The sequence below is a fragment of the Marinobacter sp. UBA3604 genome (genome assembly GCF_002375325.1).
Classification (GTDB): Bacteria; Pseudomonadota; Gammaproteobacteria; order Pseudomonadales; family Oleiphilaceae; genus Marinobacter; species Marinobacter salarius.
In genome coordinates this window covers 51073-73925 of the sequence record NZ_DFMB01000046.1, presented here as the reverse complement: position 1 = coordinate 73925, position 22853 = coordinate 51073, and the positions used below count along the sequence as shown (strand labels likewise).

The window sequence follows — 22853 nt, the reverse complement described above, 5'->3', positions numbered from 1 at the left end:
TGATGGCAAGTTCCGCTACCATGGCTTATACCTTAGTACGTCAAAAATCCAAAACAGACTCAGGAAGACGGTATGCAATGGTTTACTGGTTGATGGCCAACCCCAACGCCGGGGAAAAGGACAATCGTGGCGCTGAGTTCTGGCGAAATTACCTGGAAAGTGCGGGCATTGTCGATATCCGGGATTGCAGTCTTGACGATAAGAGTTGGACCGAAGAGGTGGGCCCCAGGGACTTCATCCTCGCGGCTGGAGGCGATGGCTCAGTAAATGCGGCGGCCGGTTTTTGTCTCGATACCGGCGCTACCCTCGCGGTTCTGCCTTCCGGGACCGCCAATGATTTTGCCCGCAACCTGGGGCTGCCTGACGATCCCCAGCATGTTTGCAATCTGGTCTCGGCAGGACGGACCCGTATGCTGGACGTAGCCACCACCGATAACGGTCTGTTTCTGAACGTGGCTCATATCGGACTCGGCACATTGCCGGTTCGAGAGTCGTCGGCGGACGCCAAACGACTTCTCGGTCGCTTCAGCTATGGCGTAGCGTTGCTGCAGAAACTGCGGGTGTATCGGGGTTTCCATGGCCTCATCGAAACCGAGAAGGGAACCGTAGCCGGGCGATGGCTGACCATTGCGGTGTCCTCCGGTGCCTTTTTCGGCGGTGGCAACGAGATTCCCCAGGCGTCGGCAGGGGATGGTCAATTGGATGTCGTGGCCGTGAGGCCGCGTTCGCTGTTCCAGCTTTTCATGACTTTTTTGACGGTGCGGTTGAGCCGTAACTCTCCGAAACGAACCAGCACAGTGGTTCACCTCAAAAGCCCGACCGTGTCGATCACCACCCGTTCGCGCCGAACGGTCACCATGGATGGGGACATCGCCGGCGATACACCACTTCGTGCTCAATGCAGGCCAGCCTGCCTGAAGGTCATCTGTGAGGAACTGGTAACGACCTGAAGGCTTTGTCCTTCAGGTTCGGCTGTCCGTGCTCTCGAAAATCTTGTCCGCCGAGGCGGCAACAAAGCCACTGTAGAGCTCTCCGTCAGGCTTGGCATAGCGACGTGCGAACTCGTAGAAGCAGCTTGGTATGGCCGCCGTCTGATCCGTAAACCGGACGTCGGCACGGTCCGCCATGGTGGAAGATTGTTCCAGCAGCTCTTCCGGAGAGCCTTTGATCTCACCTCCGGAACTGTTCACACGGTAACCGTTGTCTTTGAGGGTCTGATTGATTTCAGCCACGGTTTTGAATCGGCTGAGATGATTGATGCTCACCGTAAAGTGGTTGGCCCGATAACCCCAAGCCGCTACCCAGGCCGCGTATTCACTTTCCTCCAGCAGGGTCTGGTAGGTGGCGTGGTCGACATCCCAGTGACGACCGGAATAGAGAAAGTCGTCCCGGGTGACGGCGGTAGGGTCCATCTGGCTCACCAGGCCTTCCACAATGGATTGCAGCGACCCGGAACACTGATCAACCAGCAATTCGGAAATGAACACCTTGGGGGCAGTCGGATCTGGATGCTCGTAGTGTTTTGCGTACAGTTTCTTGGCGTCGAAGTGATAGTCGCCGCCTTCGTGATATCCCAGCGCCAGGAAGTGCGCGGCCAGTTTGTCCAGGTTTACCTTCTCGATGTTGAAGGTACGCAGGGCAATGTGGTCATTCACAATTTCGCCGCCCTGGGTGTCATCCAGCAACCGGTGGATATCCTGTGCCGAGGGTGTCACCTCGCAGTAATTGTTCCAAAGGTGGCGGAACAATGTATCTCTATCGGTGTGCATGGATGGCCTCCTGTTGTTGGCGCAGTGGAATGGCTGTGGTCGCAGCGCCGCTCTGTGCGGTTGCAAGTTCCATGAAGCGGACTTCTCCATCGTTGCGCAGATGAAGCGACTTTGCCAGTGCTGCCGGTACCTGCAGGAGATTGTGAGCAGGCAGGTATCGGGCAGCACTGGTGACGGTGGCGCGGAAATTCGCCGTTTCGGTATTGGTGATGGCCAACAGTCGGCCCTGGCCACCCCGGTTCCATTCCTCGAGCGTCGGTTGCACATCATCAACAATCTGGATACGGCAGCCGACGGACGTCGATACCGAGCGGATATCGGCCAGTCTCGCCTCAACGGTCGGGCCGGCATCAAACAGATCCACGTAACCATTATGGCGGAACCCTTCGGCTTCGAGCATGGTGAGGGCCGGACGGGTTTGCGGGTGTACCTGCCCGATAACAGCGCGGGCGTTTTCGTCCATCAAATGGGTGTAGAGCGGGTGTCGGGGCATCAGGTCGGCGATAAAGCCGTTGTCGCCCGTGCCCACCATGCGTGTCACCGTGCTGAAATCAAGATCCACGAAATGGGTCCGCAACCAATCCCAGAAGGGCGACTGCCCGCCTTCGTCCGAGATGCCCCGCATTTCAGCGATGACAGTCTCAGCAAAACGCTGCGGATGCTGGGCCATAAACAGAAAGCGAACCCGGGAGAGCAGCTTGCCCGCGTGCGCCCGCCGAAACCTGGGCCGCAAAAACAGTGTGCAGATCTCGCTGCAACCGGTGTAATGATTGCACATGTTGAGGACTTCCAGTCGGCGGAGCAGATTCAGTTCCGGCGAGTGGTGAACGACCTGGCTGCGATGATAATGATACAGAGGGCGTCGGATGCCTACAGAGGCTTCAATACCGGTGGTACCCATGATTTCGCCGGTTTCCGGGTCTTCCAACACGAACAGATAGCCTTCGTCGCCTGGGGTACCGGTATGGCGGTTAAAACTGTCCATGGAATGACGGATTTTCTGGGTCAGGAAATCACGGTCATCGACCAGTGAGGTGAAACCGGGGCCGGATTCCACGGCAATCTGCTGCAGAGCGGCGAGGTCTGAGAGGGCAACCGGGCGGATAATCATAGACATGTCCTCATCTGCTGACCGCTGGAAGCGGAGAGTGGTAGGGCCAGTATGATGGGGTGTAGTGCCATTTTGTAGCGTCAAAAAATGATAAATGATGATATATTATGGCAATTTGACCAGGAATGATGTCGATATGATCAGCAAGCAGGACCAAAGGCTACTATTACACCTGCGCCAGAATGCCCGTTGCAGTGTCTCGGACCTGGCCAGGGCACTGGACCTGTCGCGCTCAACGGTGCAGAACCGCATTGCAAAGCTCGAAGCGAGTGGCGTGATTCGCGGGTATTCCGTTGAGCTTGGAGGCGAGTATACGGCAACCCAAGTGGAGGCCCATGTGTCGATCAAGGTTTTCCAGAAGCTGACGGCTCGAACCAACGCAGCCCTGGAACAGATCAGCCAGGTATCCCAGTTGTATTCTGTCAGCGGCGAGTATGATCTGATTGCCATCGTCCAGGCTCAGTCCCTGGAGGAGCTGAGTGCGGTTCTGGACGAAATCGGCAATCTTGAGGGTGTGGAGCGAACCAATTCGGCGGTGGTTCTGGAGACGCGTTTCAGGCGTTGATACCAGTATTTCCGGAAATGGTTTGTAAAAGCTGTAATGAGTTTCAACATCTTTGCATATGCGACATATCGTCTGAGTGTTGATTCCTCGCCCAGGTCTGTACCCATTCAGGTGGCTGATTTTACGGGGCAATGCTATTTAGGGCTGAGATAGGGGCTGGTCATTAGAGCTCGAAGTGGAAAACGCCAAGGGCGTTCGGCTAAAAAGTGTCAGATTTTGATACGTAGGGTGTAAAGCAAACCAGAAAACTCTGTAAATGTGTTTAAAGTGCAGTGATTGTGTTGGCTCCTGTCTGCAAAAATCTCAAATCCGTACTTTTTCGTGCTCTCCTGAAAAAATTCCGTCGTCACCCGCTGTCAGCAATGTATGCAGGCGTGCTGTTTTCCGGCGGTCGTGGAAGTTGTCCAATGTTGGCTGTCGGTCCTGAATGTGCCTGGCTGTTGTTGTTAACTGCCTGTTTGAGCATGGGATTCCGATGGGCCCGTAGTTCGGTTTTTTCACTTGATATCTCGCTGGCATGGAAGCTGCTATTTCCCTGGGGCTCGTCGCGAAGGGCACGACGCCCTGGCCGTTGTTCGCGGCTTCGACGGTCTGAGGACCTGATAGTCCAAATGGGAGAGAGGAATGAATATCAAGGAAACGTTCGAAACGAGCGAAAAAACGTACAAGAAAGTCAACATGTGTCCCGGCCATGGCATGGGCGGACGGCACCCGTCACGCAAGGGGCTTGACCAGTTATCCGGCCACGATGACCCAGGCATGTTTGGTCGTATGTTTCCGGGCCTGTCGGCCCTGGATGTGCCAGACAACAAGTTACAGGCGCTGGCGGAAGCCATGCTGGATCCCGATCCGACGGACAGTTCACTGGACAATCCGGGCATTCCGGGCGGTTACACCTACTTTGGCCAGTTTGTCGACCACGACATCACGCTCGATCTGAGCTCTTTGTCCGATAAGAAAAGGGACCCGCTGGGACTGGAGAACTTCCGTACCCCGGCGCTGGACCTGGATAATGTCTATGGTCTCGGCCCTGACGGCTCACCCCATCTGTATGCCAGGAACCCGGCGGACCCTTCGCAACGTGGTCCCAAGTTGGTGATTGGCCGGAACATCAACGTCGATTTTGGTGGCATCACCGGCGATTTTGCCAACGACCTTCCCCGCAGCCCGGAAGGCGTGGCATTGATTGGTGACCCGCGCAACGATGAAAACCTGCTGGTTGCGCAGACCCACCTGGCCTTCCTGAAGTTCCATAACGCTGTGTGTGACAAGCTGCAGAGCGAGGGCGTAGCGGCTGAACAGCTCCTGACTGAAGCCAGGAAAACCGTGACTTACCACTATCAGTGGATGGTGCTCCACGACTGGATGGAGCGTCTGTGCGGGGAAGGTGCGACCGACCGAATTCTCAACGATGGCCGGCAGTACTACCGGTTCAAGAAAACCCCTTACATGCCGGTGGAGTTTTCAGTGGCGGCCTATCGTTTGGGGCACAGCATGGTGCGCCAGCGCTATAGCCACAACCGGATCTTCGCTGATACCGGTTTTGATCTGTTGTTTGCGTTCTCCGGACTGTCTGGGGACATTATTGGAAATCTCGCACCGCAGCCTCCCACCGGGCCAACGCCAGTCAGTGTGTTGCCCAGCAACTGGATTATCGACTGGCGGCGCTTCCACGACCTTGACCGTCCATCGTCGATGCCATTCAATCCGTCGCGGAAACTGGACCCGTTGTTGGTGGAGGAACTTCATAATCTGCCGGGTGGTGGCGGTAACCTGGCTTTCCGTAATCTCAAGCGCGGCGTGAGCCTGGGCTTGCCCTCCGGCCAGGATGTGGCCCGTGAAATGGGCGTAGCCAATGCGTTGACTGCCGATGAAATTGCGACCGGGCCGGATGGCGAGGAAGCCAAGCGCCAGGGGCTGCATGAGTCAACACCGCTGTGGTACTACATCCTGAAGGAAGCGCAGGTGAAAGAGGCCGGTGACCGGCTGGGCCCGGTTGGGGCAGCCATCGTGTCCGAGGTGTTCGTGGGGTTGATCCACGGTGATCAGCAGTCGTTCCTCTGGCAGGAGGGCAAAGACTGGAAACCATCCCTGCCGGCAGCCACGCCAGGAACCTTCACCATGGCGGATATGTTGAGGTTTATTGGGGATATCAATCCCCTGGGAGACTGATCCGCGCAGACGTACCGAGGCGGGGAGGCGTGTGGTGAATGAGCGCCTCCCCGCCCATTCTGGGTTATGCGTCGGTGGTTTCGTTCAGCAATGAGGGTTTTTTCAGGGCCTTGGCGAACAGGTCCTTTTCCTCGGCAATGGCGAGTGCCGCTTTTTCCGCCATGGCTTCATCCAGGCCCTCAACTCGCGCCTGTAGAAACTGGGTGATTTCCTCGGCCAGTTCCAGGACTTTGTCCCGGGCATCGGCTTCCGCTTTGGACGAGAAGAGCATTGTGTCGGGGTGTTTCAGTGCCATCTCCAGTCCATCCCTCTCCGAGTAATACAGCGCTTGTACGGCCATGACGTTCTCCAGTGTGTTCCCGCACGTTGTCGTGTCTGGTGGGGTTCATTGAATCTGCGGTGAGTATACTTAAGGCATCTGTATATGTATACAGTGTTTTCGGCCGCCTGGGCGGCAGATGTCGGGCGGAAAAATGTGATAGTGTTTTAGGCCGGCGATGACCAGACCCACCATCAAGGAACCGATACGCTATGCACGACCGACCCATGGCCAGCCCAGGCCGAACGCCCTTTCAGCTTGCTGCTCTGGCCTTGCTGGCCATGCTGCTCACCGGCTGCGGCATCAACAACATTCCAACGTATGACGAGCAGGTTAAATCAGCCTGGGCGCAGGTGGAGAACCAGTACCAGAGGCGGGCGGATCTGGTGCCGAACCTCGTTGAAACGGTGAAAGGTTTTGCGGATCAGGAACAGGAAACCCTGACAGCAGTCACCGAAGCGCGCTCGAAGGCTACCTCTATTCAGGTCGACGAAAGCATTCTCAACAACCCCGAGAAGCTGAAACAGTTCCAGCAGGTTCAGGGTGAACTCAGCAGTGCGCTCAGCCGCCTGATGGCGGTTTCAGAGCGCTACCCGGATCTGAAGTCAAACCAGAACTTCCTGGCGTTGCAGTCGCAACTGGAAGGTACGGAGAACCGTATCTCGGTCGCAAGGCGTGACTTTATCCAGGCGGTTGAGCGCTACAACACGGAAATCCGGACCTTTCCAGGCCGTCTCTGGCACAGCATGCTTTACAGCGACCTTGAGTTGAGGGCCAACTTCGAGGCCACTACCCCCGATGCCCAGGAAGCGCCACAGGTGGAGTTCTGATGCCTGTTCGTTTCCACCCCGTTATCGTTTTTCTGGCCTTGATTGTGCTGTGCCAGGCCAATGCCCAGGCGCAATCCACTCCTGATTTCCCCGACCTGACCGGTCGCGTGGTGGACCGCGCCGACATGCTGCCCGCCAAAGTTGAACGTCGCCTCAGCCAGATGCTTGAGGCCCACGAGCAGTCAACGACCGAACAGGTGGTTGTGGTGACGCTGCCGAACCTTCAGGGCTATGCCATTGAAGACTTTGGCTACCAGTTGGGTCGTCACTGGGGAATTGGCCAGGAAGGTGAAGACAACGGTGCGTTGCTGTTGGTAGCCAAGGATGAGCGGCGGATTCGCATCGAGGTTGGCTACGGCCTCGAAGGTCGACTGACCGACGCCACATCCGCCACGATTATTAATCAGATCATTACCCCGGCGTTCAGGCAGGGGGATTTTGCCACCGGCATTGCCAACGGTGCTGCGGCCATGGTTCAGGTATTGGGTGGTGAGCCACTTGCGGTTCCGAAGTCCAGTCGCCAGGCAGCCGAAGACGATCGGCCCCATCCGGCGTTGGGCATCCTGTTTTTCGTCATTGTGCTGATTGCGTTCTTTAGAGGCGGTGTCGGCGGGGGCCGTGGTGGCCGCAGTGCCCTGCTGGCCGGTGCGCTCGCTGGTGGTCTTGGTGGAGGTCGCGGCGGCGGTTTTGGCGGTGGTGGCTTCAGCGGCGGAGGCGGTGGCTTCGGCGGCGGTGGTGCCTCCGGCGGTTGGTAAACCAGCGACTCAACGCGAGTAGACAGCGAACCTATTGATTCAGCAACACCGGAACGAACATGACGTTACTAACAGACAGTGAGCAACAACAGGTGGCTTCGGCCATCACAGAGGTGGAGCGTGAGACCGACGCGGAACTGGTAACGGTTCTTGCCGCAGCCTCCGATGATTATTCCTATATCCCTCTGCTCTGGGCCGGGGTTATTGCACTACTGGTGCCCGGAGCGATCAATTACTTTACCGGTTCGTTGGGCGCGGACTGGTTGCTGGTGGTTCAGTGGGTGACCTTTATCCTGTTATGCCTGTTGTTTCGGTTTCCGGGTGTGGGGCATCATCTGGTTCCAAAGGCTGTTCGCTTCTGGCGGGCGTCCAACATGGCCCGGCGGCAATTCCTGGAGCAGGATCTTCATCACACCCAGGGCGGCGTTGGCATGCTGATTTTCGTCTCGGAAGCGGAACACTATGTTGAAATTCTGGTGGATCAGGGCATTGCCGATAAGGTCAGCGACGGCGTTTGGGAAGAGATTGTCGGCACCTTTACCAACCAGGTTCGCAGTGGCGATACCCTGGCCGGCTTCCTCGGTTGCATCGAAAGTTGCGGCCAGCACCTGCGGGAGCAGTTGCCCGCAACCCGCGAGAAAAACGAATTGCCTAATCATCTGGTGCTAATACCGAAACGTTCTTAATGCCTGCCGCCGGTCTGCCGATAAACAGGGGCAGGCTGCGGAAGCATCCCATGTCCTGCCTGCAGACAGCGCTGATGAGGGGTGAGGGTATGGTTTCTCCAATTAATATTCCCGGTTCCGGAATGCCAGGTCGCTCCGGCGCGGAGCCATCGGGAAGCCGGTCGACAAACAATGCCCCCGAGCCTACCAAGGTCCGGGAACAGGGCAGGGGGGCGATCCGCACGCCCGAGGATGCTATTAACGCACTTCGAAGCAGGCTTGAACAACAGCTTCAGCAACGACTCGGGGCATCCGGCCCCGACGCATCTGCCTCCACCCGAAATCGATTCGAACCGCCGACAGCCGCCGACGTGGCCAGCCGCGTGCTGGGCTTCGTCCAGCAGCGCCTGCAAAAGGAAGCGGCTGCCGGTGCAGACTCGGAGCGCCTGGCAGGCCTGCTTTCCGATGCACGCCGTGGTGTTGAGCAGGGGTTCTCCGAGGCGCGGGAGCAGATCGAAGCCCTGGGGTTGATGACGGACACATTGAGTCGTGATATCGACGACAGCTTCACGCGCATCCAGGACGGTTTGTCTGATCTGGAATCGCGGTATCTGCAAAACGGGATGCCGTCAGAGAGCCGGGTAGCAGCGGCGATGGTGGAGAGCGCCAGCAAAGAGTCTTTTGCGTTTGAGGTCACCACCCGTGACGGCGACCGTGTGACCGTTCGCATGGAGGAGCAACGCTACTCGGCGATGTCGGCAAGTGCCCGCGAGAGTGATGGCGTCCGGTCTGAAGAAGTACGCTCGGCCAGCCTGTTTTCGGGGCGTTATGCGTTCTCGGTGGAGGGCAGTCTGGATGACGGCGAGAAGGCCGCGCTCGCGGATCTTTTTGGCAAAGTGCAGCAAGTGTCTGGCCGTTTTTTCGACGGCGATATCCAGGGTGCCTTTCAAGCGGCCCAGTCGTTGAGTTTGGGCGGGGATGAACTGGCGAGCTTCAGCCTGAACCTCTCTGCTACCCGGATGGTGTCTGCCGCTGCTTACGAGTCTGTATCCCGTGAGCCTTCATCCGAGCCCTCCGCAAACATGCAGTTGCGACCGCTTGGCAGTCTCGTCCGGGATATCCAGGGGCTTGCTCAGGAGTCGGTTGCCAAAGGCATGGACCTTCAGGCAATGGAAGGGCTCATGCAGGAACTGCTGGACGATATCCAGCGGCTCCAGAACGAGCGGGGCGGCGAAAACAACCCCGCGCCGCGCTCGTTAATGGATGATTTCCTGTCTTCAGTGTTGGCCGCTTTCGAAAGTGCCGGCCAGAAGGGCGAGCCGGCTTGAGGCATCAGGCCGGCTTGATTGCATAACCCTGTTTCGGGAAGTGGACATGGACCTGCCCGACACGCGCGTGGGAACGCTCCAGAATCAGGGTTTGCTCATCTGCGAACACCAGGCGTCCTGCGACCGGGTCGCGCCCGTAGTCATCGGGTGCGACTTCGACATTCTTTCCTGTTAACTCATTACCACCGGCAGACTCAATGGCTCGCGGCGTTTCATTGCGGGCAATGTCCAATGCCTGGTCAGCGGTGATCTCACTAGGTTTGCCGTGTCCGAAGGCTTTCATTCGCTCCAGCCACGCTGCCACGTTGGGAGTGTCCCGCAGCCAGGGTTTGCCCGCCAGATCGCAGACAAACCACAGGCCATGGTAGGCCGAAAAATCAGCGATGCAGGGAGTATCGCCGAACAAGAAGTCTTTCTCCAGCATCGACTCCATGGTTTCGATGTGCGCCATAACCTTGGCTTTTGCCTGCGGCCCTCGTACCGCTTTCACGCGGGACTTTGTGCCCATGGTGATGCGGTCCTTGAGGAAGCGTAAGGCGTTCAGCAGCGACGTGTCGCGGATCAGCTTCCGCAGCATGCGGCCATCGCTGGCGGCAATCACGCAGGCAAGAAACACCTCAAGGTCCGTGGTGTGCACAAAGTCGATGACTGCTTGCGGCTGGTTGGCCAGGCTCAATTCCGGTTTGCCACTCAGGCGTGCGATTTCGTCAGCGATGGCGCGGCTGTCGCAGAACACATCGGCGCCACTCTGGGCCACGGGAACTTTGCGGTAACCACCCGCCAGCGCGGAAAGCATAGGCCGGGGCGGCATTTCCCGGACGATAACAGACTGCCAGGAAAGGCCGGCGTAGCCGAGCATGGCCCTAACCTTTTCGGAAAAAGGCGACATGGCGTAGTGGTACAGAATGAACTCTTGCATGGGGAAACCCATCCTTATTTGGCAATGTTATCTGGCGCGATCCGGGAGGTTACCCTGCAATCCTGTCGGGCGAAAGGCCGGGAGTTGTCCGTGTGGGCCAGCTGGCCCGTCACCATCGCCCAGGCTTGAGGAAACGGGAAATACAGGTACTATGCTTTAGTTGCCCAAAAATAACGTCAGAAAAGACGACAACAATAAGGAGCCCTTGATGGCTGCAGACAGCAACAAGCAAACGTCCCTCCACTGCCTGTATTACTGGGCAAAGCAAACCCCCGACAAGGTATACCTGACCCAGCCATTTCCGGATGGCACCACCGAAGACATTACCTGGAAACAGGCCGCCGACCAGGTGTCCCGGATGTCGGCTCACTTGGCAACACTGGGCCTGCCGGAACGCAGCAATGTCGCCATTCTTGGCAAGAACAGTGCGCACTGGATCCTGTCAGACCTCGCCATATGGGCTGCCGGCCACGTTTCAGTTCCGCTATATCCGACGCTCAATGGTGAGACAGCTGCGTATGTGCTGGAGCACAGTGAAGCGAAACTGCTGTTCCTGGGGAAGTTGGACGGCAAGGCGGACGGCTGGAACGATATCAAGGGCCACATTCCCGGAGACCTGCCGGTTATTTCTTTGCCGATGTCGCCCCGGGACGACACGCCGAAATGGCTGGACGTTATCGCCCAGCAGCAGCCGGCCGAACCCAGCTTGCCGGACCCTGATGACCTGGCCACCCTGGTTTATACGTCTGGAAGCACCGGTCGCCCGAAAGGCGTTATGCACAGTTTTCGCACCATGATTTCCGTCGCCGATGGGCTGCAGCAGATATTCCCTGTCACCCAGGATGAAAGAATGCTTTCCTATCTGCCTCTTGCCCATGTTGCTGAACGTGCGGCGGTGGAAACCCAGTCGCTTTATTACGGATTCCACCTGTATTTTGCCAATTCCCTGGACACCTTCCAGGAAGATCTGCAAAGAGCCCGGCCGACCCTGTTCTTCTCGGTGCCCAGGCTGTGGATGAAGTTCTACCTGGCCATCAACAGCAAGTTGCCGCCGAAGAAGCAGAAGGTGCTGTTCAATATTCCGGTACTGAACAAACTGGTGAAAAAGAAGGTATTGAAGCAGTTGGGCCTGGATCACTGCCGTGCGGCCCTCACGGGGGCGGCACCGCTCTCGGGTGAAATTATTGGCTGGTACAGGAACCTTGGGCTGGAGCTGCTGGAGGTGTATGGGATGTCGGAAAACTTCGGCTATTCTCATGCCAATCGCCCGGGCCGGGCCAAGGTGGGTACCGTGGGTGTCACCAATCCTGGTGCGGAGCATCGTCTGGCTGAGAATGGCGAAGTGCAGGTCAAGAGCCCCGGCCAGATGCTGGGCTACTATAAGAACGAAGAGAAAACCCGCGAGGACGTTACCGAGGATGGCTTCCTTAAAACCGGGGATATGGGAGAGATCGACAGCGAGGGGTATCTGCGCATCACTGGCCGCGTGAAGGATCTTTTCAAAACCTCCAAGGGCAAGTATGTGGTGCCAGTGCCCATCGAAAGCCGTTTTAATCATCCCAAGGCAGAGGTTGTGTGCGTGGCGGGAGCCAACCAACCTCAGCCCTGCCTGATGGTGCTGTTATCCGAAGAAGCACGGGAAGCGCTGGAAGCAGGAGGCAGTCGTGATGAGCTGGAGAGGGAGCTGGCTGCGGAGCTGGACGCCGTTAACAGTGGGTGCGAGGCTCATGAGAAGCTGGCGTTCGTGGTGGTGGTGAAAGAACCCTGGACCATGGAAAACGGTATGCTCACACCCACCATGAAGATCAAGCGGAATGTGATCGAGGACTTCTACAACCGCAAAATGGACGAGTGGTTTGGCAAGAAGCAAAAGGTGATCTGGGAGTTCTGATCCCCAAAACGAAAACACCGGTGAGCCTGGGTATCCAGGGCCACCGGTGTTTTCGAAATCTGTCTTCCCTTACTTTCCCATACAGGGACGGGCTTAGTGCTCGCCCTGCATCATCTGGGGCATCTCCGGCGACGCGGTTGCTGCCCTTTTTCTCCAGGAATTCATCTTCCGGCTGATAACCTGTACGGCTTGCTTTGCAGCTGCACGGGTATATTGGCGCCTGACCTCAGTACTGTTGTGGAGGATACTGGACGGCAGCGGGTGTACGGTTGCGATATGGTCTTGAGTCATAGCGCCTTCCTCCTTATCTGGTGGATTAAAATATTGGTTAGCTGACTATATAAAGAAGTTTACGGCTTCGTATTTGCAGTTTAAATACGTTAAACTCCGTACTCACGTTGCAAATATGCAGTATCTATGGATTGGGATTATCTTCGATATATACACGCCCTGGCAATAGGGGGAACCCTTGCCAAAGCCGGTGAGATGCTGGGCGTTCACCAGACCACGGTGCTTCGTCGCCTGGATCAGATGGAAGAGCAGATGGGCGTTCAGTTCTTTGAGCGCAACCGGGATGGTCTGCAACTCACACCCGTGGGTGAAACCGCATTCCGCGAAGCCGAAAGGCTGGCCGCCGATATGGAAAATCTTGAACGGCAGTTGGTCGGGCAGGATTCAGCGCCCGTCGGTAAGGTCCGGTTGGCGGCCACCGACACCATGGTGAATGCCCTTATCAGTCCGATGATTGCAGAGCTCGTCCGGGAATACCCGGACATCGAACTGGAAGTGCTCACCGACAACGATGTGCTGAACCTGAGCCACCGCGAGGCAGACCTGACACTGCGGCCGGTAAACAAACCCCAGGCCACACTGGAAGGGGAGCGAATAGGCACGATCGAGTCGGCTATCTACGCTGCTACCAGCTACCGTAAGCGTCATACCGACCTGGACCTTGAGCATTCGCCGGAGCAGGCGCTCTGGATTCTGCCGGATGAGAGCTTTAGCCACCTGGCAACGGGGCGGTGGTATCGCAAGCACCTGAAGAATGCGTCGTCCATCATCCGTTGCAACAGTCTCCAGGCAATGCACGCCCTGGCGCGGGCCGGGGCAGGGCTGGCGGCATTGCCCTGCTACCTGGGCGACAGTACCAAGGAGCTGACGCGCCTGTCGGAGCCACTTGAAGGCGAGGGCGTTGACCTGTGGCTGATGGTGAACCACGACACGCAACAGATGGCACGGGTACGGATTGTAATGGAGTTCCTGACCGCCAGGCTGACCCAACTGACACCCCAGGTGGAAGGCGAGAGCTGACGCCGAATCATTGTCTGGGCTTACCAGTCACCACAGAAGGGCCAGAACTGGTAGAAACGCCAGCACTGGAATTCTTCCTCGCAGGTCTGGAGCTGGCGGTCATAGCGGAAGGCCCGGTTCTGGACCCGAGTGGCCAATGACCTTACCTTCGGCTTGGCGAGGTAGCTCTGTCGCTGGTAGCCGGTCCTGCCTTCGTGGTAGGCGAGGTAAAGTTTCTCGGGGCTGGTGAGAGGAATGCCCACTTCTCTGCGGGTCAGGTGGTTATACCAGCCCACGAAATCGAGTGCGTATTTCATGTTGGTTCGTACCACGGACAGACCGTCTCCGTTTGCGGCCAGGTACTCGGCCCACGCCGGGTCGAGCGCCTGGGCGTAGCCGTAGGCGGATGTTGGCCGGCGCCAGGGAATGAACCCCAGCAGGCGGGTCCGTGGTGGACGGGCATGACTGCGAAACGACGATTCGTAGTAAACAAAAGCCATCTGCGTTGCAATCGGGGTGCCCCAGCGCTCCCGTGAACGGCTGGCATAGTCGTACCATACCGGATGCTCACGGAAGATCTCACAGACGTCGTCCGGGTTTGCCGGTGGGTCTGGCTCCAGCAGGCTGAAACGCATGATGGCGACAATGGCGATTGCCAGCCCCAAGCCCAGTGTTGGCAGGCCATACCACCGCATTCGGGACTTCCAGATTTTCACCCGGTTGCTTTTAAGTCGTCCAGGTCGTCTGTTTTTCGGTCGATTACGGCGTTTCTTCATGGGCGGGACCGGGCCCTGTCACTCCACACTACAAAATGGTCATCTGTTACTGGCCGGCTTTGCTTGCAGCTCTCGCCAGCTCCATGGCATAACAGACCCTCGTTATCAGAGGATACTAGGTTCATGCGCACACTATCCCAAGTTAAACCGGCATTACTTTTTCTTTTGCTGGTCTGTGGTTCTGCCACCGCAAGCCCTTTGGCGGACTCGGTGCTCCGGGTGTCGCCCATTGATGAGGTTGTCGCCCAGTACCCGGCGATGATGAGCCAGGGCATCCGCCAGGGCCTGAAACAAAGCGGGCGGGTTGAGCCGTTTGTTGCCAACACCATCAGCAGTGTTGTGAGTAATGCGTTCAGTGTTGCCGAGATTCGCGCGCGGCTGGTCGAGGACCTGGACCAGGGGCTCAGCGAGGGGCAGTTGAACTCGGTACTGGCCTGGTATGAAACGCCGCTGGCGGAGAAAATTTCCCAGGCAGAGGTGGCTGCCTCAAACCCCGACTCGTGGAAGCAGGTGGAAGCCAATGCCGCGGCGCTGCAGGAGCAGTACAAGGGCAGCGAACGGGCCAAGCTGTTCACTCGCTTTGACCGGGCTGCCCGTGCAACGGAGAGTGCCGTGGACACCACCGTCGCTGTCCAGTTGGGTTTAGCCTCTGCCATGGCAGCGTTCAACGGTAGCAAAGGCCCAACCTTCGAACAGCTTCAGCAACAGATCGAGAACCAGCGTGGCATGCTGCGGGGCATGGTCGCCCAGCAGGTCTACGATGGCTACCTCTACACCTATCAGGATCTCAGCTCTTCCGAGTTGAAGAAGTACATTGAGTTCCTCGAAAGTGATGCCGGCTCGGCATTCACCCGCGTGGTTACCAACAGCGTTCAGCGCTCGATCACGGACCCTGTGGAGTCCATAGGGAACCAGTTGGGGCGCTTTTTTAATCGGCGGTAACACCGCGAAAGATTGAAAAGCCCCTGTTTTGGGTCCAGTCTCCAGTAGTCACTTTCCGTAACGGAGACGGCCCCATGGATTTCAATGCCTACCAGCAAACCCTGGCCACCGAACTCAGGGGCCGGGAATGCCCCTTTCCTGAGGCGGAGTACCAGCAGCGTCTCAAACACCTTCGCGCCAGGATGCATGCGGACGGTCTCGGAGCTGTTCTGTTAACCGACCCGTCCGATCTGTTTTATCTGACCGGTTACAGTACCTTTGAAGTCTCCGTTCACGTCGCACTGGTGGTCACCGCCGATACGCTTACCCTTCAAGTGCCCTCCATCGAAACCGGTCCCGCCATGGTTACCACACGGGTCGATCACGTTATCGGTTACCGTTGGGAAGGCGTGGGCGATGTGTTGGATCCCCTGGCACACGCGCTGATAGGGCATGGCAGAAAGGTCGGCGTTGACTACTGGCATGGCTCGCTCCGCCAGGGGGTCCTGGAAGGGCTCAAACAGCGACTCCCAGACACACAGTTTGTGGATGCTTCAGGCCTGTTGAAAAGCATCCGTATTGTGAAATCAGCGGCCGAAATTGATTGCCTGCGGCACAGCGCCCGCATAACTGGGCAGGGCATCGAAGCCGCAGCAGCGGCCATCCGCCCCGGGATGACCGACAACGACATAGCGGCCATCGGCGCAGAAAGCCTTCTGGCGGGCGGCAGTGAATTCATGAGTATGCAGCCTATCGTAACGGTGGGGCTGCGCAGCAGTGTCATCCATACCAATCACAAGCGGTGCAGGATCGAAGACGGCGATACGGTGTTCCTCGAATTTGGTGCTGCCTGGCAACGTTACACGGCACCGATGATGCGTACTCTGGTGGCGGGTCAGCCGTCGGCCAGGATGCGGGCCGTTTTTGATGGTTGCCGTCGCGTGGTGGATACCCTCCAGGCGTCTATGGTGCCGGGCCAAACTTTCGATTCCGCTGCCAGGGCTGCGGAGCAGGTTATGGCACCACTGGCCAGTGAGGTGTTTTTCTCCGGGGTGTTTGGCTACACGGTGGGGGCACAGTTTCCTCCATCATGGGTGGAAGGCTCCGGTTTTATAGCCCGGGGGGAGTCGACGGTGTTCCAGCCGGGAATGGTGTTTCACTTGCCCATATGCCTGAGAATTCCGGGGCAATGGGGCATGGGGTGCAGCGATACAGTAATGGTGGGTGAGCACGGCGGCGAACCGCTGACGGCCAACCCCTGGCGGCTGGACTGAGCTCAGTCGGCTATTTTCCTGCTTTGTTCAGTGATGCCTGGGGCTTGGTTTCAAAATAGGTGTCGTAGCGGCCATTTTTCCTGAATATCTGCAGGCGCTTGTTGAATACCTCTCGCAGGGTTTGTGTTTCCGGTTCGTTGGCTGGAAACAGCAGGAAGCTTTGATTCTCCAGAATGGGCTTCGGGTGGTGGGTAATCCGGAGGGTTTGCTGTGGGTCGGTTTCCCGGCGAAGAATGTAGTAGCCGACGTTGATTTCTTCCGGGAACGCATCAATCCGGCCAAACAGCAGGCGGCGGAAATTAAGTTCCGTGGAGGCGACCCATTCCACGTTCAGAATACCGTTCTCGATTGCGCTATCGAACTCGGGGCCGTAGCTGTACCCGATGCTTCCCCCAAGATTAAGGTTGGCAAGGTCCTGCATCTGGTGCCATTGAATGGGTGTGTCCTTGCGGTAGAACAGCACGAAGCGCTCGTTCATCACCGGCTCGCTGTAGAGAAAGTCTTTCTGTCGGTCGGCTGTGTACATCCAGATCGCGGTGGCATCGTGTTCGCCGTTTGCAGCTTCACGATAGGCGCGTTTCCAGGGCAGGAAGTGAAACTCCACGCTGTAGCCTTCCATTGCGAAGATGTCTCGGACCAGCCGGGCAACCGTACCCTGACCAGGCTCACTTTCCACGAAAAAGGGAGGCCAGTCGCCAACGCTAATGCTCAGTTTTCGCTCGTCATCATCCGCTAATGCCAGAGTCGACCACAGCACAACCAGCGCAACCAGGTACGCTTTTGAAGCCTTCATACAATCGCCTACACACAGATGTTGCAATAATAGGCAAGGGGATACCTTACGGGCGCTTCTCCTTTTGAAAGTAGACCAGGGATGATGATCCGTCATTCCAGCCGAATGTCACGCAGGTAGAGTGTCTTGGGCTCTGGCAGTGCAACCGTGAACAGAATCAGTCGTCTGATGGCCTGCATATTCATTGATCGGCCTTCGGGGGCTGCCCTGACCCTGTCGAGGTCCAGTTCGAATTGGTTGGGGCCGGGAGCCAGGGAGAGGCGGGTGTTGAAGCGGTCATTGTAGTCGTTGTCGCCCAGGTCATGCTCTATGTCGTTGATTCTTAGAACCATCGGCAATGGGTGGTCCTGAGGGTTGTACAAGTCGATGACGAGGCGGTCATAGTCGCGCCAGTCTTCGGGTAAATTGTGTAGGGAAACTCCGGAATAATGCGCTGTGGACAGGGATATCCTGAGTGCGCGCTTGTGGGCGTCTATGGCATGCTCGGTTACGGGCGCTATGACGCCATCCCAGAATGGTGAGGGATCTGGCTGGCGGAAGTCGTAGAGTGCCGGCAGCAGTTGGCTGACGTGGTACTGCTGAATGGCGACCCTTGCCGTGGCACCGATTTCGGCGGCCAGTAGCGCAGCCACGATGAGCCTCAGTGGCCAGACCACCGGCCGTGACTTCCGGGTGAGTGAGGCCCGTGGCCGCAGGGCCAGGATGGTCCATACGCCCACCTGGTTGCGGAGGATATCCTGCCAGTCCATCTGGCGGCTGGTTCCGTGTTGTAGCAGTTCGATACCGGTGCCAAGCAGGAGTACGGCAAGTGTGCCGATGCCCCAGAGAGTCCAGCCCGTCCAGATCCGCCAGGGCTGGATGGCCAGGGTCAGCAGAGCAAAGAACAGAATATGCCCGAGATTCCAGGCTGATTTGAACAACGGCCCATCGGACCAACCGGGGCCGCCGACAAAAAACAGAGGGGCAATCAGAATCATGCCCGCAAAAGCCAGATACCGGAGTATCTGGGTATTGCGGGCGGGCCGGTACGCTGGCAGGTTTAAAGCCATCAGCTCCGGCTGGTCACTTCCAGCAGGTGGTAGCCGAACTGGGTTTTCACCGGGCCGAGCACCTTGTTCACTTCACCACTGAAAACCACCTTGTCGAATTCCGGAACCATCTGGCCCGGGCCGAAAGCGCCCAAGTCGCCGCCGTTGCGGCCTGAGGGGCAGGATGAATGTTGCTTCGCCACTTCCGCGAAGTCCTGGCCGCCTTCAATGGCTTTCTTCAGTTCTTCACATTTTGCTTCGCTGTCTACAAGGATGTGACGCGCGGTTGCCTGTGTCATGGTGTGTTTCCTTTTTTCGAATGAGGATCATGTTGCGATCACCGAGGGTGAAATGCTGCCCGCACTGGGCCGTTGAGGCAAGCGCTTTTTATCCGTGTTTTTGCTGTCTCACGGTTTTGGCCACAAACCTGTACAATGCCGGCTTTTCCTTCGCCGGCCCGTGCCCGGTCTTCACTCTCAGCAGGTCTATTCTTGATATCCACCGCGAACATTACCATGCAGTTCGGGGCCAAACCCCTTTTCGAAAATGTGTCCGTCAAATTCGGCAATGGCAACCGCTACGGTCTGATCGGCGCCAATGGCTGCGGCAAGTCCACGTTCATGAAAATCCTTGGCGGCGACCTGGAACCGTCGGCCGGCCAGGTCATGGTGGACCAGAATCAGCGGCTGGGTAAGCTGCGCCAGGACCAGTTTGCCTACGAGGACTGCTCGGTGATTGATACGGTCATTATGGGCCACGAAGAGCTCTGGCGTGTAAAAGCCGAGCGTGATCGTATCTACTCGCTCGCTGAAATGAGCGAGGAAGACGGCATGGCCGTGGCGGACCTGGAAGTGCAATTCGCCGAGATGGACGGCTATACCGCCGATGCCCGCGCTGGCGAACTGCTGCTGGGCCTGGATATTCCCCTGGAACAGCACAACGGCCCCATGAGCGCTGTTGCGCCGGGCTGGAAACTGCGTGTTCTGCTGGCCCAGGCGTTGTTCTCTGATCCTGATATCCTGCTTCTGGACGAGCCCACCAACCATCTGGATATCAATACCATACGTTGGCTGGAGAACATCCTGGTGGCTCGCAACAGCACCATGATCATTATTTCCCACGACCGCCACTTCCTGAACAGCGTGTGCACACACATGGCGGATCTGGATTATGGCGAGCTTCGGCTGTTCCCTGGCAATTACGACGAATACATGACCGCTGCCACCCAGGCCCGCGAGCGCATGCTGTCGGATAACGCCAAGAAGAAAGCCCAGATTGCCGAGTTGCAGCAGTTTGTCAGTCGCTTTTCCGCCAACGCTTCCAAAGCCAAGCAGGCAACCTCCCGCGCCCGTCAGATCGACAAGATCCAGTTGGAAGAGGTCAAACCGTCCAGTCGGGTAAGCCCGTTCATCCGGTTTGAGCAAACCAAGAAGCTGCATCGACAGGCGGTAACGCTGAAGGAATTTACCAAGGGCTTCGATGGCAAGCCCCTGTTCGACAAAATGAACCTTCAGATCGAAGCGGGTGAGCGAGTGGCCATCATCGGGCCCAACGGCATTGGCAAAACCACACTGATGCAGTGTATGGCCGGCGCCATGACGCCTGACAGCGGCGATGTTAAGTGGACCGACAGTGCCCAGGTCGGCTACTACGCCCAGGATCACGGCGCCGACTTTGATGAGGACATGGATCTGACCGAGTGGATGTCGCAATGGACCACCGGCGGAGAACAACTGGTTCGGGGAACCCTCGGCCGCATGTTGTTCTCAGGGGATGATATCGGTAAATCGGTGAAGGTCATTTCGGGCGGAGAGCAGGGCCGTATGCTGTTCGGTAAGCTGATCCTGGAAAAGCCCAACGTCATGCTGATGGACGAGCCCACCAACCACCTGGACATGGAATCCATCGAGGCCCTGAACCTGGCGCTGGAAAATTACCCGGGCACGCTGGTGTTTGTCAGCCATGACCGGGAGTTCGTGTCATCCCTTGCCACCCGAATTATTGAACTGAAGGCCGACGGCATAACCGACTTCAGCGGCAGTTACGATGACTACCTGCGAAGCCAGGGTTATGTCTGATCACTTTCGTCCAGGCGAGCCATCAGGGTATTGATCGCCCCCGCAAACTCAACCGGTGAGTCTTCCTGCAGGAAGTGTCCGCCGGTGAGAGTGGTGTGGGGCTGGCCCTTTGCGCCGGGAATTCTCTCCTGCATATAACGGTCGCCGCCCCGGGTGATCGGGTCGCCGTTACTGAAAGTGGTCAGGAACGGCTTCTTCCACTGCTCCAGAACCTTCCAAGCTTCGCGATTGGCTTCACTGGCAGGGTTGTCTGGTGTCACCGGCACCAGTTTCGGAAAAGCGCGAGCACCGGCCTTGTACTTCTTGTTGGGGAATGGCGCATCGTAGGCACGACGCTCGTCGGGCCCCAGGGTGCGAAAGCTTCCGGTATTGATAATGCGGGCAATGGGAAACCAGGGGCTGTACAGGGCGAAGTTCTTCCACAACTGGAACGCTTTTGGCACGGGCTGGTCGCCGGTAGGCAGCATGCCATTACCCACCACAATGGCACGGAACCGCTCCGGATTTTCCGCCGCCAGTCTCAGGCCGAGAAGAGATCCCCAGTCCTGGCATACGAGGGTGATGTTCTGCAGGTCAGTCTGTTCCAGAAACGCCTGCATCCAGTCCATATGGCTCTGGTAACTGTACGCGTTGATATCCGTGGGTTTGTCGGATTTGCCAAAACCGATCAGGTCTGGCGCGATCACCCGGTGCCCTGCCGCTGCACAGATGGGAATCATGTGGCGGTAGAGGTACGACCAGGAAGGTTCGCCGTGCATCATCAGCACCGGGCTGGCGTCCGAGGGGCCTTCATCGACGTAATGCATGCGCAGTCCGTCGACCTCCACGTAATGAGGGGCGAAGGGATAATCCAACAGGCGTTCAAATCGTTTGTCAGGTGTTCGCAGCGCGTTCATCGTGTTCTCCGGCAGCCATCGGTCACGGAATTATTGTAAGCTTGCTTAACGTATCATGACTTGCGCTGGCTGTGTCGGTCCTTTCAGGTCCTTTTCAGTCTTGTTCGGCGCTCGGGCAGCATTTTCGCCATCCTTTCCCCGCTTTTAACGTATGGGAGTTTCAACTTGGAGTGTAATACCGTTCTGGCCGCCACGCGGCGGTGGGTGTCAGAGGTGGTCATTGGTCTCAACTTGTGCCCGTTTGCCCGTCGGGAGTTGGTGAATGGGCGCATTCGATTTGTGGCGACGGATGCCAACTCGGAGGAGGGGCTGTTAACTGCACTGCAGGAAGAAATGATGCATCTGGAACAACATCCGGAGGTTGAGACAACGCTGCTTGTGCATCCCGACGTGCTGACGGACTTTATGGACTACAACGATTTTCTCGACGCAGCCGACGGCCTTCTTGTGCATCTCGAGCTGGACGGGGAGTATCAGATTGCCAGTTTTCATCCCGACTATCAGTTTGGCGGCACCAATGCGGCTGACGCCGAAAATTACACCAATCGCTCTCCTTACCCGATGCTGCACCTGCTGAGGGAACGCAGCCTTGAGCGCGCCATCGCCGGCTATCCCGGAACAGAATCGATACCGGAGCAGAACGTTGAGCTGATGAATCGATTGGGTGCAGACCACATGCGCAACCTGCTTATCCGGACTTTGTCCCCCGGATAAGAGCTCTGACGGGTAATGAATCGCTCAACTGTTATGGTCAAAAAACCACACTTCTGAATCTGTTTCACTGGCGGCCCGCTTTGTAGGATTGACGAGTAACGAATCGGTAACAGGGAGCTCGGCAGGGAACATGGAAATCGTATTAAGCGTATTGCTCTTCGCGCTGGTGTCGACGGTAACGCCAGGCCCGAACAACATCATGATCATGACATCGGGCGTCAATTTCGGGGTGTGGCGAACGCTACCTCACTACCTGGGTATCTGCTTTGGTTTTCCCGCCATGGTGGTAGCGATCAGTCTGGGCCTGGGGAAAGTGTTTGAAGCATTTCCGCAGTTACACCTGGTGATCAAGGTTCTTGGCATAACCTATTTGCTGTATCTCGCCTGGAGAATCGCGACCACAGCCACAGAGATCGACGGTGAGAAAACCAGCAAGCCGTTGTCGTTCCTTCAGGCGGCGGCCTTCCAGTGGGTGAATCCCAAAGCCTGGGTCATGGCGGTTGGCGCTTTGGCGACGTTCACCACGGTCAGTAGTGGCGAGGTGCTGCAGCAGTCGTTCTGGATCGGGCTGACCTTTTTGCTGGTCAGCGTGCCCTGTGTCGGTAGCTGGATGCTTGGCGGGGCAGGATTGCGGAAATTGTTGCGCAAGCCGTTATATCGAAGGATGTTCAACTGGAGCATGGGCGCGCTGCTTGCGCTGTCGGTAATTCCCATGCTCTCGGTGGAAACCGCAAAGCTGGTCTAGCCGGTTCCTGACAG

General features: G+C 57.5%; 23 protein-coding genes and 1 pseudogene. 14 read left to right on the top strand and 10 right to left on the bottom strand.

The genetic code is table 11. From position 1 onward, the window contains the following. Positions 1–77: 77 nt before the first annotated feature. Positions 78–950 carry a diacylglycerol/lipid kinase family protein gene (locus B2590_RS14360; protein ID WP_041334184.1) on the top strand — a complete coding sequence of 291 codons (873 nt, stop codon included), beginning with the start codon at positions 78–80 and terminating at the stop codon, positions 948–950. Positions 951–962: 12 nt separating this feature from the next. Here B2590_RS14360 and B2590_RS14355 read toward each other — a convergent pair whose 3' ends face one another. Both B2590_RS14355 and B2590_RS14350 read right to left on the bottom strand, forming a co-directional pair. Continuing rightward, positions 963–1769, bottom strand: a complete 807-nt coding sequence (locus tag B2590_RS14355; protein ID WP_286811433.1) for a DUF1338 domain-containing protein — start codon at positions 1767–1769, stop codon at positions 963–965. Continuing rightward, positions 1756–2886, bottom strand: a complete 1131-nt coding sequence (locus B2590_RS14350; RefSeq protein ID WP_199480698.1) for an arginine N-succinyltransferase — start codon at positions 2884–2886, stop codon at positions 1756–1758. The genes B2590_RS14355 and B2590_RS14350 overlap by 14 nt, the downstream gene beginning before the upstream one ends. A gap of 130 nt (positions 2887–3016) precedes the next feature. On the opposite strand from B2590_RS14350, the gene B2590_RS14345 reads away from it, so the two are divergent. Together B2590_RS14345 and B2590_RS14340 are read left to right on the top strand one after the other, a co-directional pair. Beyond that, positions 3017–3445, top strand: a complete 429-nt coding sequence (locus B2590_RS14345) for an Lrp/AsnC family transcriptional regulator (protein WP_040474313.1) — start codon at positions 3017–3019, stop codon at positions 3443–3445. 624 nt (positions 3446–4069) lie between these two features. After that, positions 4070–5617: a peroxidase family protein gene (locus B2590_RS14340; RefSeq protein ID WP_085679639.1), complete on the top strand. Its 1548-nt coding sequence runs from the start codon at positions 4070–4072 to the stop codon at positions 5615–5617. 64 nt (positions 5618–5681) lie between these two features. On the opposite strand, the gene B2590_RS14335 is transcribed toward B2590_RS14340, so the two are convergent. After that, positions 5682–5957: a YebG family protein gene (locus tag B2590_RS14335; protein WP_007152627.1), complete on the bottom strand. Its 276-nt coding sequence runs from the start codon at positions 5955–5957 to the stop codon at positions 5682–5684. A 206-nt stretch (positions 5958–6163) separates the two neighbouring features. Here B2590_RS14335 and B2590_RS14330 point away from each other — a divergent pair, with 206 nt between their 5' ends. The 4 genes from B2590_RS14330 to B2590_RS14315 all read left to right on the top strand — a co-directional run bounded on the left by B2590_RS14330 (position 6164) and on the right by B2590_RS14315 (position 9514). Beyond that, on the top strand, positions 6164–6766 hold the full coding sequence (locus B2590_RS14330) for a LemA family protein (RefSeq protein WP_164732149.1): 603 nt from the start codon (positions 6164–6166) through the stop codon (positions 6764–6766). Continuing rightward, positions 6766–7521 (top strand): TPM domain-containing protein, encoded by a 756-nt coding sequence (locus B2590_RS14325; RefSeq protein ID WP_036209438.1) that lies wholly within the window; start codon positions 6766–6768, stop codon positions 7519–7521. The genes B2590_RS14330 and B2590_RS14325 overlap by 1 nt, the downstream gene beginning before the upstream one ends. 59 nt (positions 7522–7580) lie before the next feature. After that, positions 7581–8207 (top strand): TPM domain-containing protein, encoded by a 627-nt coding sequence (locus B2590_RS14320; protein ID WP_036209441.1) that lies wholly within the window; start codon positions 7581–7583, stop codon positions 8205–8207. A gap of 89 nt (positions 8208–8296) precedes the next feature. Continuing rightward, the gene (locus tag B2590_RS14315; RefSeq protein WP_286847962.1) at positions 8297–9514 is read left to right on the top strand and encodes a DUF5610 domain-containing protein; all 1218 of its coding nucleotides are present in this window, start codon (positions 8297–8299) and stop codon (positions 9512–9514) included. Between the two features lie 4 nt (positions 9515–9518). Here B2590_RS14315 and B2590_RS14310 read toward each other — a convergent pair whose 3' ends face one another. Continuing rightward, the gene (locus B2590_RS14310) at positions 9519–10433 is read right to left on the bottom strand and encodes a glutathione S-transferase family protein (protein ID WP_286811429.1); all 915 of its coding nucleotides are present in this window, start codon (positions 10431–10433) and stop codon (positions 9519–9521) included. 208 nt (positions 10434–10641) lie between these two features. On the opposite strand from B2590_RS14310, the gene B2590_RS14305 reads away from it, so the two are divergent. Further along, positions 10642–12324 (top strand): AMP-binding protein, encoded by a 1683-nt coding sequence (locus B2590_RS14305; RefSeq protein WP_036209447.1) that lies wholly within the window; start codon positions 10642–10644, stop codon positions 12322–12324. Between the two features lie 93 nt (positions 12325–12417). Here the strand turns inward: B2590_RS14305 and B2590_RS14300 are convergent, their stop codons facing one another. Further along, positions 12418–12615 carry a hypothetical protein gene (locus B2590_RS14300; RefSeq protein ID WP_036209452.1) on the bottom strand — a complete coding sequence of 66 codons (198 nt, stop codon included), beginning with the start codon at positions 12613–12615 and terminating at the stop codon, positions 12418–12420. Between the two features lie 126 nt (positions 12616–12741). Between B2590_RS14300 and B2590_RS14295 the strand changes: the two genes are divergently transcribed. After that, positions 12742–13635 (top strand): LysR family transcriptional regulator, encoded by an 894-nt coding sequence (locus B2590_RS14295; RefSeq protein WP_091640855.1) that lies wholly within the window; start codon positions 12742–12744, stop codon positions 13633–13635. A 20-nt stretch (positions 13636–13655) separates the two neighbouring features. On the opposite strand, the gene B2590_RS14290 is transcribed toward B2590_RS14295, so the two are convergent. Next, positions 13656–14309 carry a lysozyme-like domain containing protein gene (locus B2590_RS14290; protein WP_197061343.1) on the bottom strand — a complete coding sequence of 218 codons (654 nt, stop codon included), beginning with the start codon at positions 14307–14309 and terminating at the stop codon, positions 13656–13658. A gap of 204 nt (positions 14310–14513) precedes the next feature. Between B2590_RS14290 and B2590_RS14285 the strand changes: the two genes are divergently transcribed. Together B2590_RS14285 and B2590_RS14280 are read left to right on the top strand one after the other, a co-directional pair. After that, positions 14514–15332 (top strand): DUF2059 domain-containing protein, encoded by an 819-nt coding sequence (locus tag B2590_RS14285; RefSeq protein WP_036209463.1) that lies wholly within the window; start codon positions 14514–14516, stop codon positions 15330–15332. A gap of 74 nt (positions 15333–15406) precedes the next feature. Continuing rightward, a complete protein-coding gene (locus B2590_RS14280) occupies positions 15407–16585 on the top strand; it encodes a M24 family metallopeptidase (protein ID WP_286810302.1) in 1179 nt (392 codons plus the stop codon). Positions 16586–16595: 10 nt separating this feature from the next. Here B2590_RS14280 and B2590_RS14275 read toward each other — a convergent pair whose 3' ends face one another. The 3 genes and pseudogenes from B2590_RS14275 to B2590_RS14265 form a co-directional block, all read right to left on the bottom strand. Continuing rightward, positions 16596–17378, bottom strand: a complete 783-nt coding sequence (locus B2590_RS14275) for a substrate-binding periplasmic protein (RefSeq protein WP_036209469.1) — start codon at positions 17376–17378, stop codon at positions 16596–16598. 92 nt (positions 17379–17470) lie between these two features. Continuing rightward, complete coding sequence (locus B2590_RS14270; RefSeq protein WP_286810300.1) at positions 17471–18427, bottom strand: succinyl-CoA synthetase subunit beta; 957 nt, start codon at positions 18425–18427, stop codon at positions 17471–17473. Further along, positions 18427–18711: pseudogene (locus tag B2590_RS14265) on the bottom strand (peptidylprolyl isomerase); the annotation flags it as partial. The gene B2590_RS14270 and the pseudogene B2590_RS14265, both read right to left, overlap by 1 nt. Before the next feature lie 186 nt (positions 18712–18897). Between B2590_RS14265 and B2590_RS14260 the strand changes: the two are divergent. After that, on the top strand, positions 18898–20484 hold the full coding sequence (locus tag B2590_RS14260) for an ABC-F family ATPase (RefSeq protein ID WP_036209478.1): 1587 nt from the start codon (positions 18898–18900) through the stop codon (positions 20482–20484). Here B2590_RS14260 and B2590_RS14255 read toward each other — a convergent pair. After that, the gene (locus B2590_RS14255) at positions 20475–21380 is read right to left on the bottom strand and encodes a haloalkane dehalogenase (RefSeq protein ID WP_286810299.1); all 906 of its coding nucleotides are present in this window, start codon (positions 21378–21380) and stop codon (positions 20475–20477) included. The genes B2590_RS14260 and B2590_RS14255 overlap by 10 nt on opposite strands. 165 nt (positions 21381–21545) lie before the next feature. Here B2590_RS14255 and B2590_RS14250 point away from each other — a divergent pair, with 165 nt between their 5' ends. Together B2590_RS14250 and B2590_RS14245 are read left to right on the top strand one after the other, a co-directional pair. Further along, complete coding sequence (locus tag B2590_RS14250) at positions 21546–22094, top strand: DUF1415 domain-containing protein (RefSeq protein ID WP_085681968.1); 549 nt, start codon at positions 21546–21548, stop codon at positions 22092–22094. 130 nt (positions 22095–22224) lie between these two features. Beyond that, complete coding sequence (locus B2590_RS14245) at positions 22225–22839, top strand: LysE family translocator (RefSeq protein WP_041332348.1); 615 nt, start codon at positions 22225–22227, stop codon at positions 22837–22839. Positions 22840–22853: the final 14 nt, after the last annotated feature.

Bases quoted from the DNA above. Each gene is read 5' to 3' on its own strand.
- B2590_RS14335 (WP_007152627.1), bottom strand. From the start codon at position 5,957: ATGGCCGTACAAGCGCTGTATTACTCGGAGAGGGATGGACTGGAGATG.
- B2590_RS14325 (WP_036209438.1), top strand. From the start codon at position 6,766: ATGCCTGTTCGTTTCCACCCCGTTATCGTTTTTCTGGCCTTGATTGTG.
- B2590_RS14340 (WP_085679639.1), top strand. From the start codon at position 4,070: ATGAATATCAAGGAAACGTTCGAAACGAGCGAAAAAACGTACAAGAAA.
- B2590_RS14255 (WP_286810299.1), bottom strand. From the start codon at position 21,380: ATGAACGCGCTGCGAACACCTGACAAACGATTTGAACGCCTGTTGGAT.
- B2590_RS14305 (WP_036209447.1), top strand. From the start codon at position 10,642: ATGGCTGCAGACAGCAACAAGCAAACGTCCCTCCACTGCCTGTATTAC.
- B2590_RS14350 (WP_199480698.1), bottom strand. From the start codon at position 2,886: ATGTCTATGATTATCCGCCCGGTTGCCCTCTCAGACCTCGCCGCTCTG.
- B2590_RS14320 (WP_036209441.1), top strand. From the start codon at position 7,581: ATGACGTTACTAACAGACAGTGAGCAACAACAGGTGGCTTCGGCCATC.
- B2590_RS14295 (WP_091640855.1), top strand. From the start codon at position 12,742: ATGGATTGGGATTATCTTCGATATATACACGCCCTGGCAATAGGGGGA.
- B2590_RS14290 (WP_197061343.1), bottom strand. From the start codon at position 14,309: ATGCGGTGGTATGGCCTGCCAACACTGGGCTTGGGGCTGGCAATCGCC.
- B2590_RS14275 (WP_036209469.1), bottom strand. From the start codon at position 17,378: ATGAAGGCTTCAAAAGCGTACCTGGTTGCGCTGGTTGTGCTGTGGTCG.
- B2590_RS14315 (WP_286847962.1), top strand. From the start codon at position 8,297: ATGGTTTCTCCAATTAATATTCCCGGTTCCGGAATGCCAGGTCGCTCC.
- B2590_RS14270 (WP_286810300.1), bottom strand. From the start codon at position 18,427: ATGGCTTTAAACCTGCCAGCGTACCGGCCCGCCCGCAATACCCAGATA.
- B2590_RS14285 (WP_036209463.1), top strand. From the start codon at position 14,514: ATGCGCACACTATCCCAAGTTAAACCGGCATTACTTTTTCTTTTGCTG.
- B2590_RS14280 (WP_286810302.1), top strand. From the start codon at position 15,407: ATGGATTTCAATGCCTACCAGCAAACCCTGGCCACCGAACTCAGGGGC.
- B2590_RS14330 (WP_164732149.1), top strand. From the start codon at position 6,164: ATGGCCAGCCCAGGCCGAACGCCCTTTCAGCTTGCTGCTCTGGCCTTG.
- B2590_RS14345 (WP_040474313.1), top strand. From the start codon at position 3,017: ATGATCAGCAAGCAGGACCAAAGGCTACTATTACACCTGCGCCAGAAT.
- B2590_RS14355 (WP_286811433.1), bottom strand. From the start codon at position 1,769: ATGCACACCGATAGAGATACATTGTTCCGCCACCTTTGGAACAATTAC.
- B2590_RS14300 (WP_036209452.1), bottom strand. From the start codon at position 12,615: ATGACTCAAGACCATATCGCAACCGTACACCCGCTGCCGTCCAGTATC.
- B2590_RS14245 (WP_041332348.1), top strand. From the start codon at position 22,225: ATGGAAATCGTATTAAGCGTATTGCTCTTCGCGCTGGTGTCGACGGTA.
- B2590_RS14310 (WP_286811429.1), bottom strand. From the start codon at position 10,433: ATGCAAGAGTTCATTCTGTACCACTACGCCATGTCGCCTTTTTCCGAA.
- B2590_RS14360 (WP_041334184.1), top strand. From the start codon at position 78: ATGGTTTACTGGTTGATGGCCAACCCCAACGCCGGGGAAAAGGACAAT.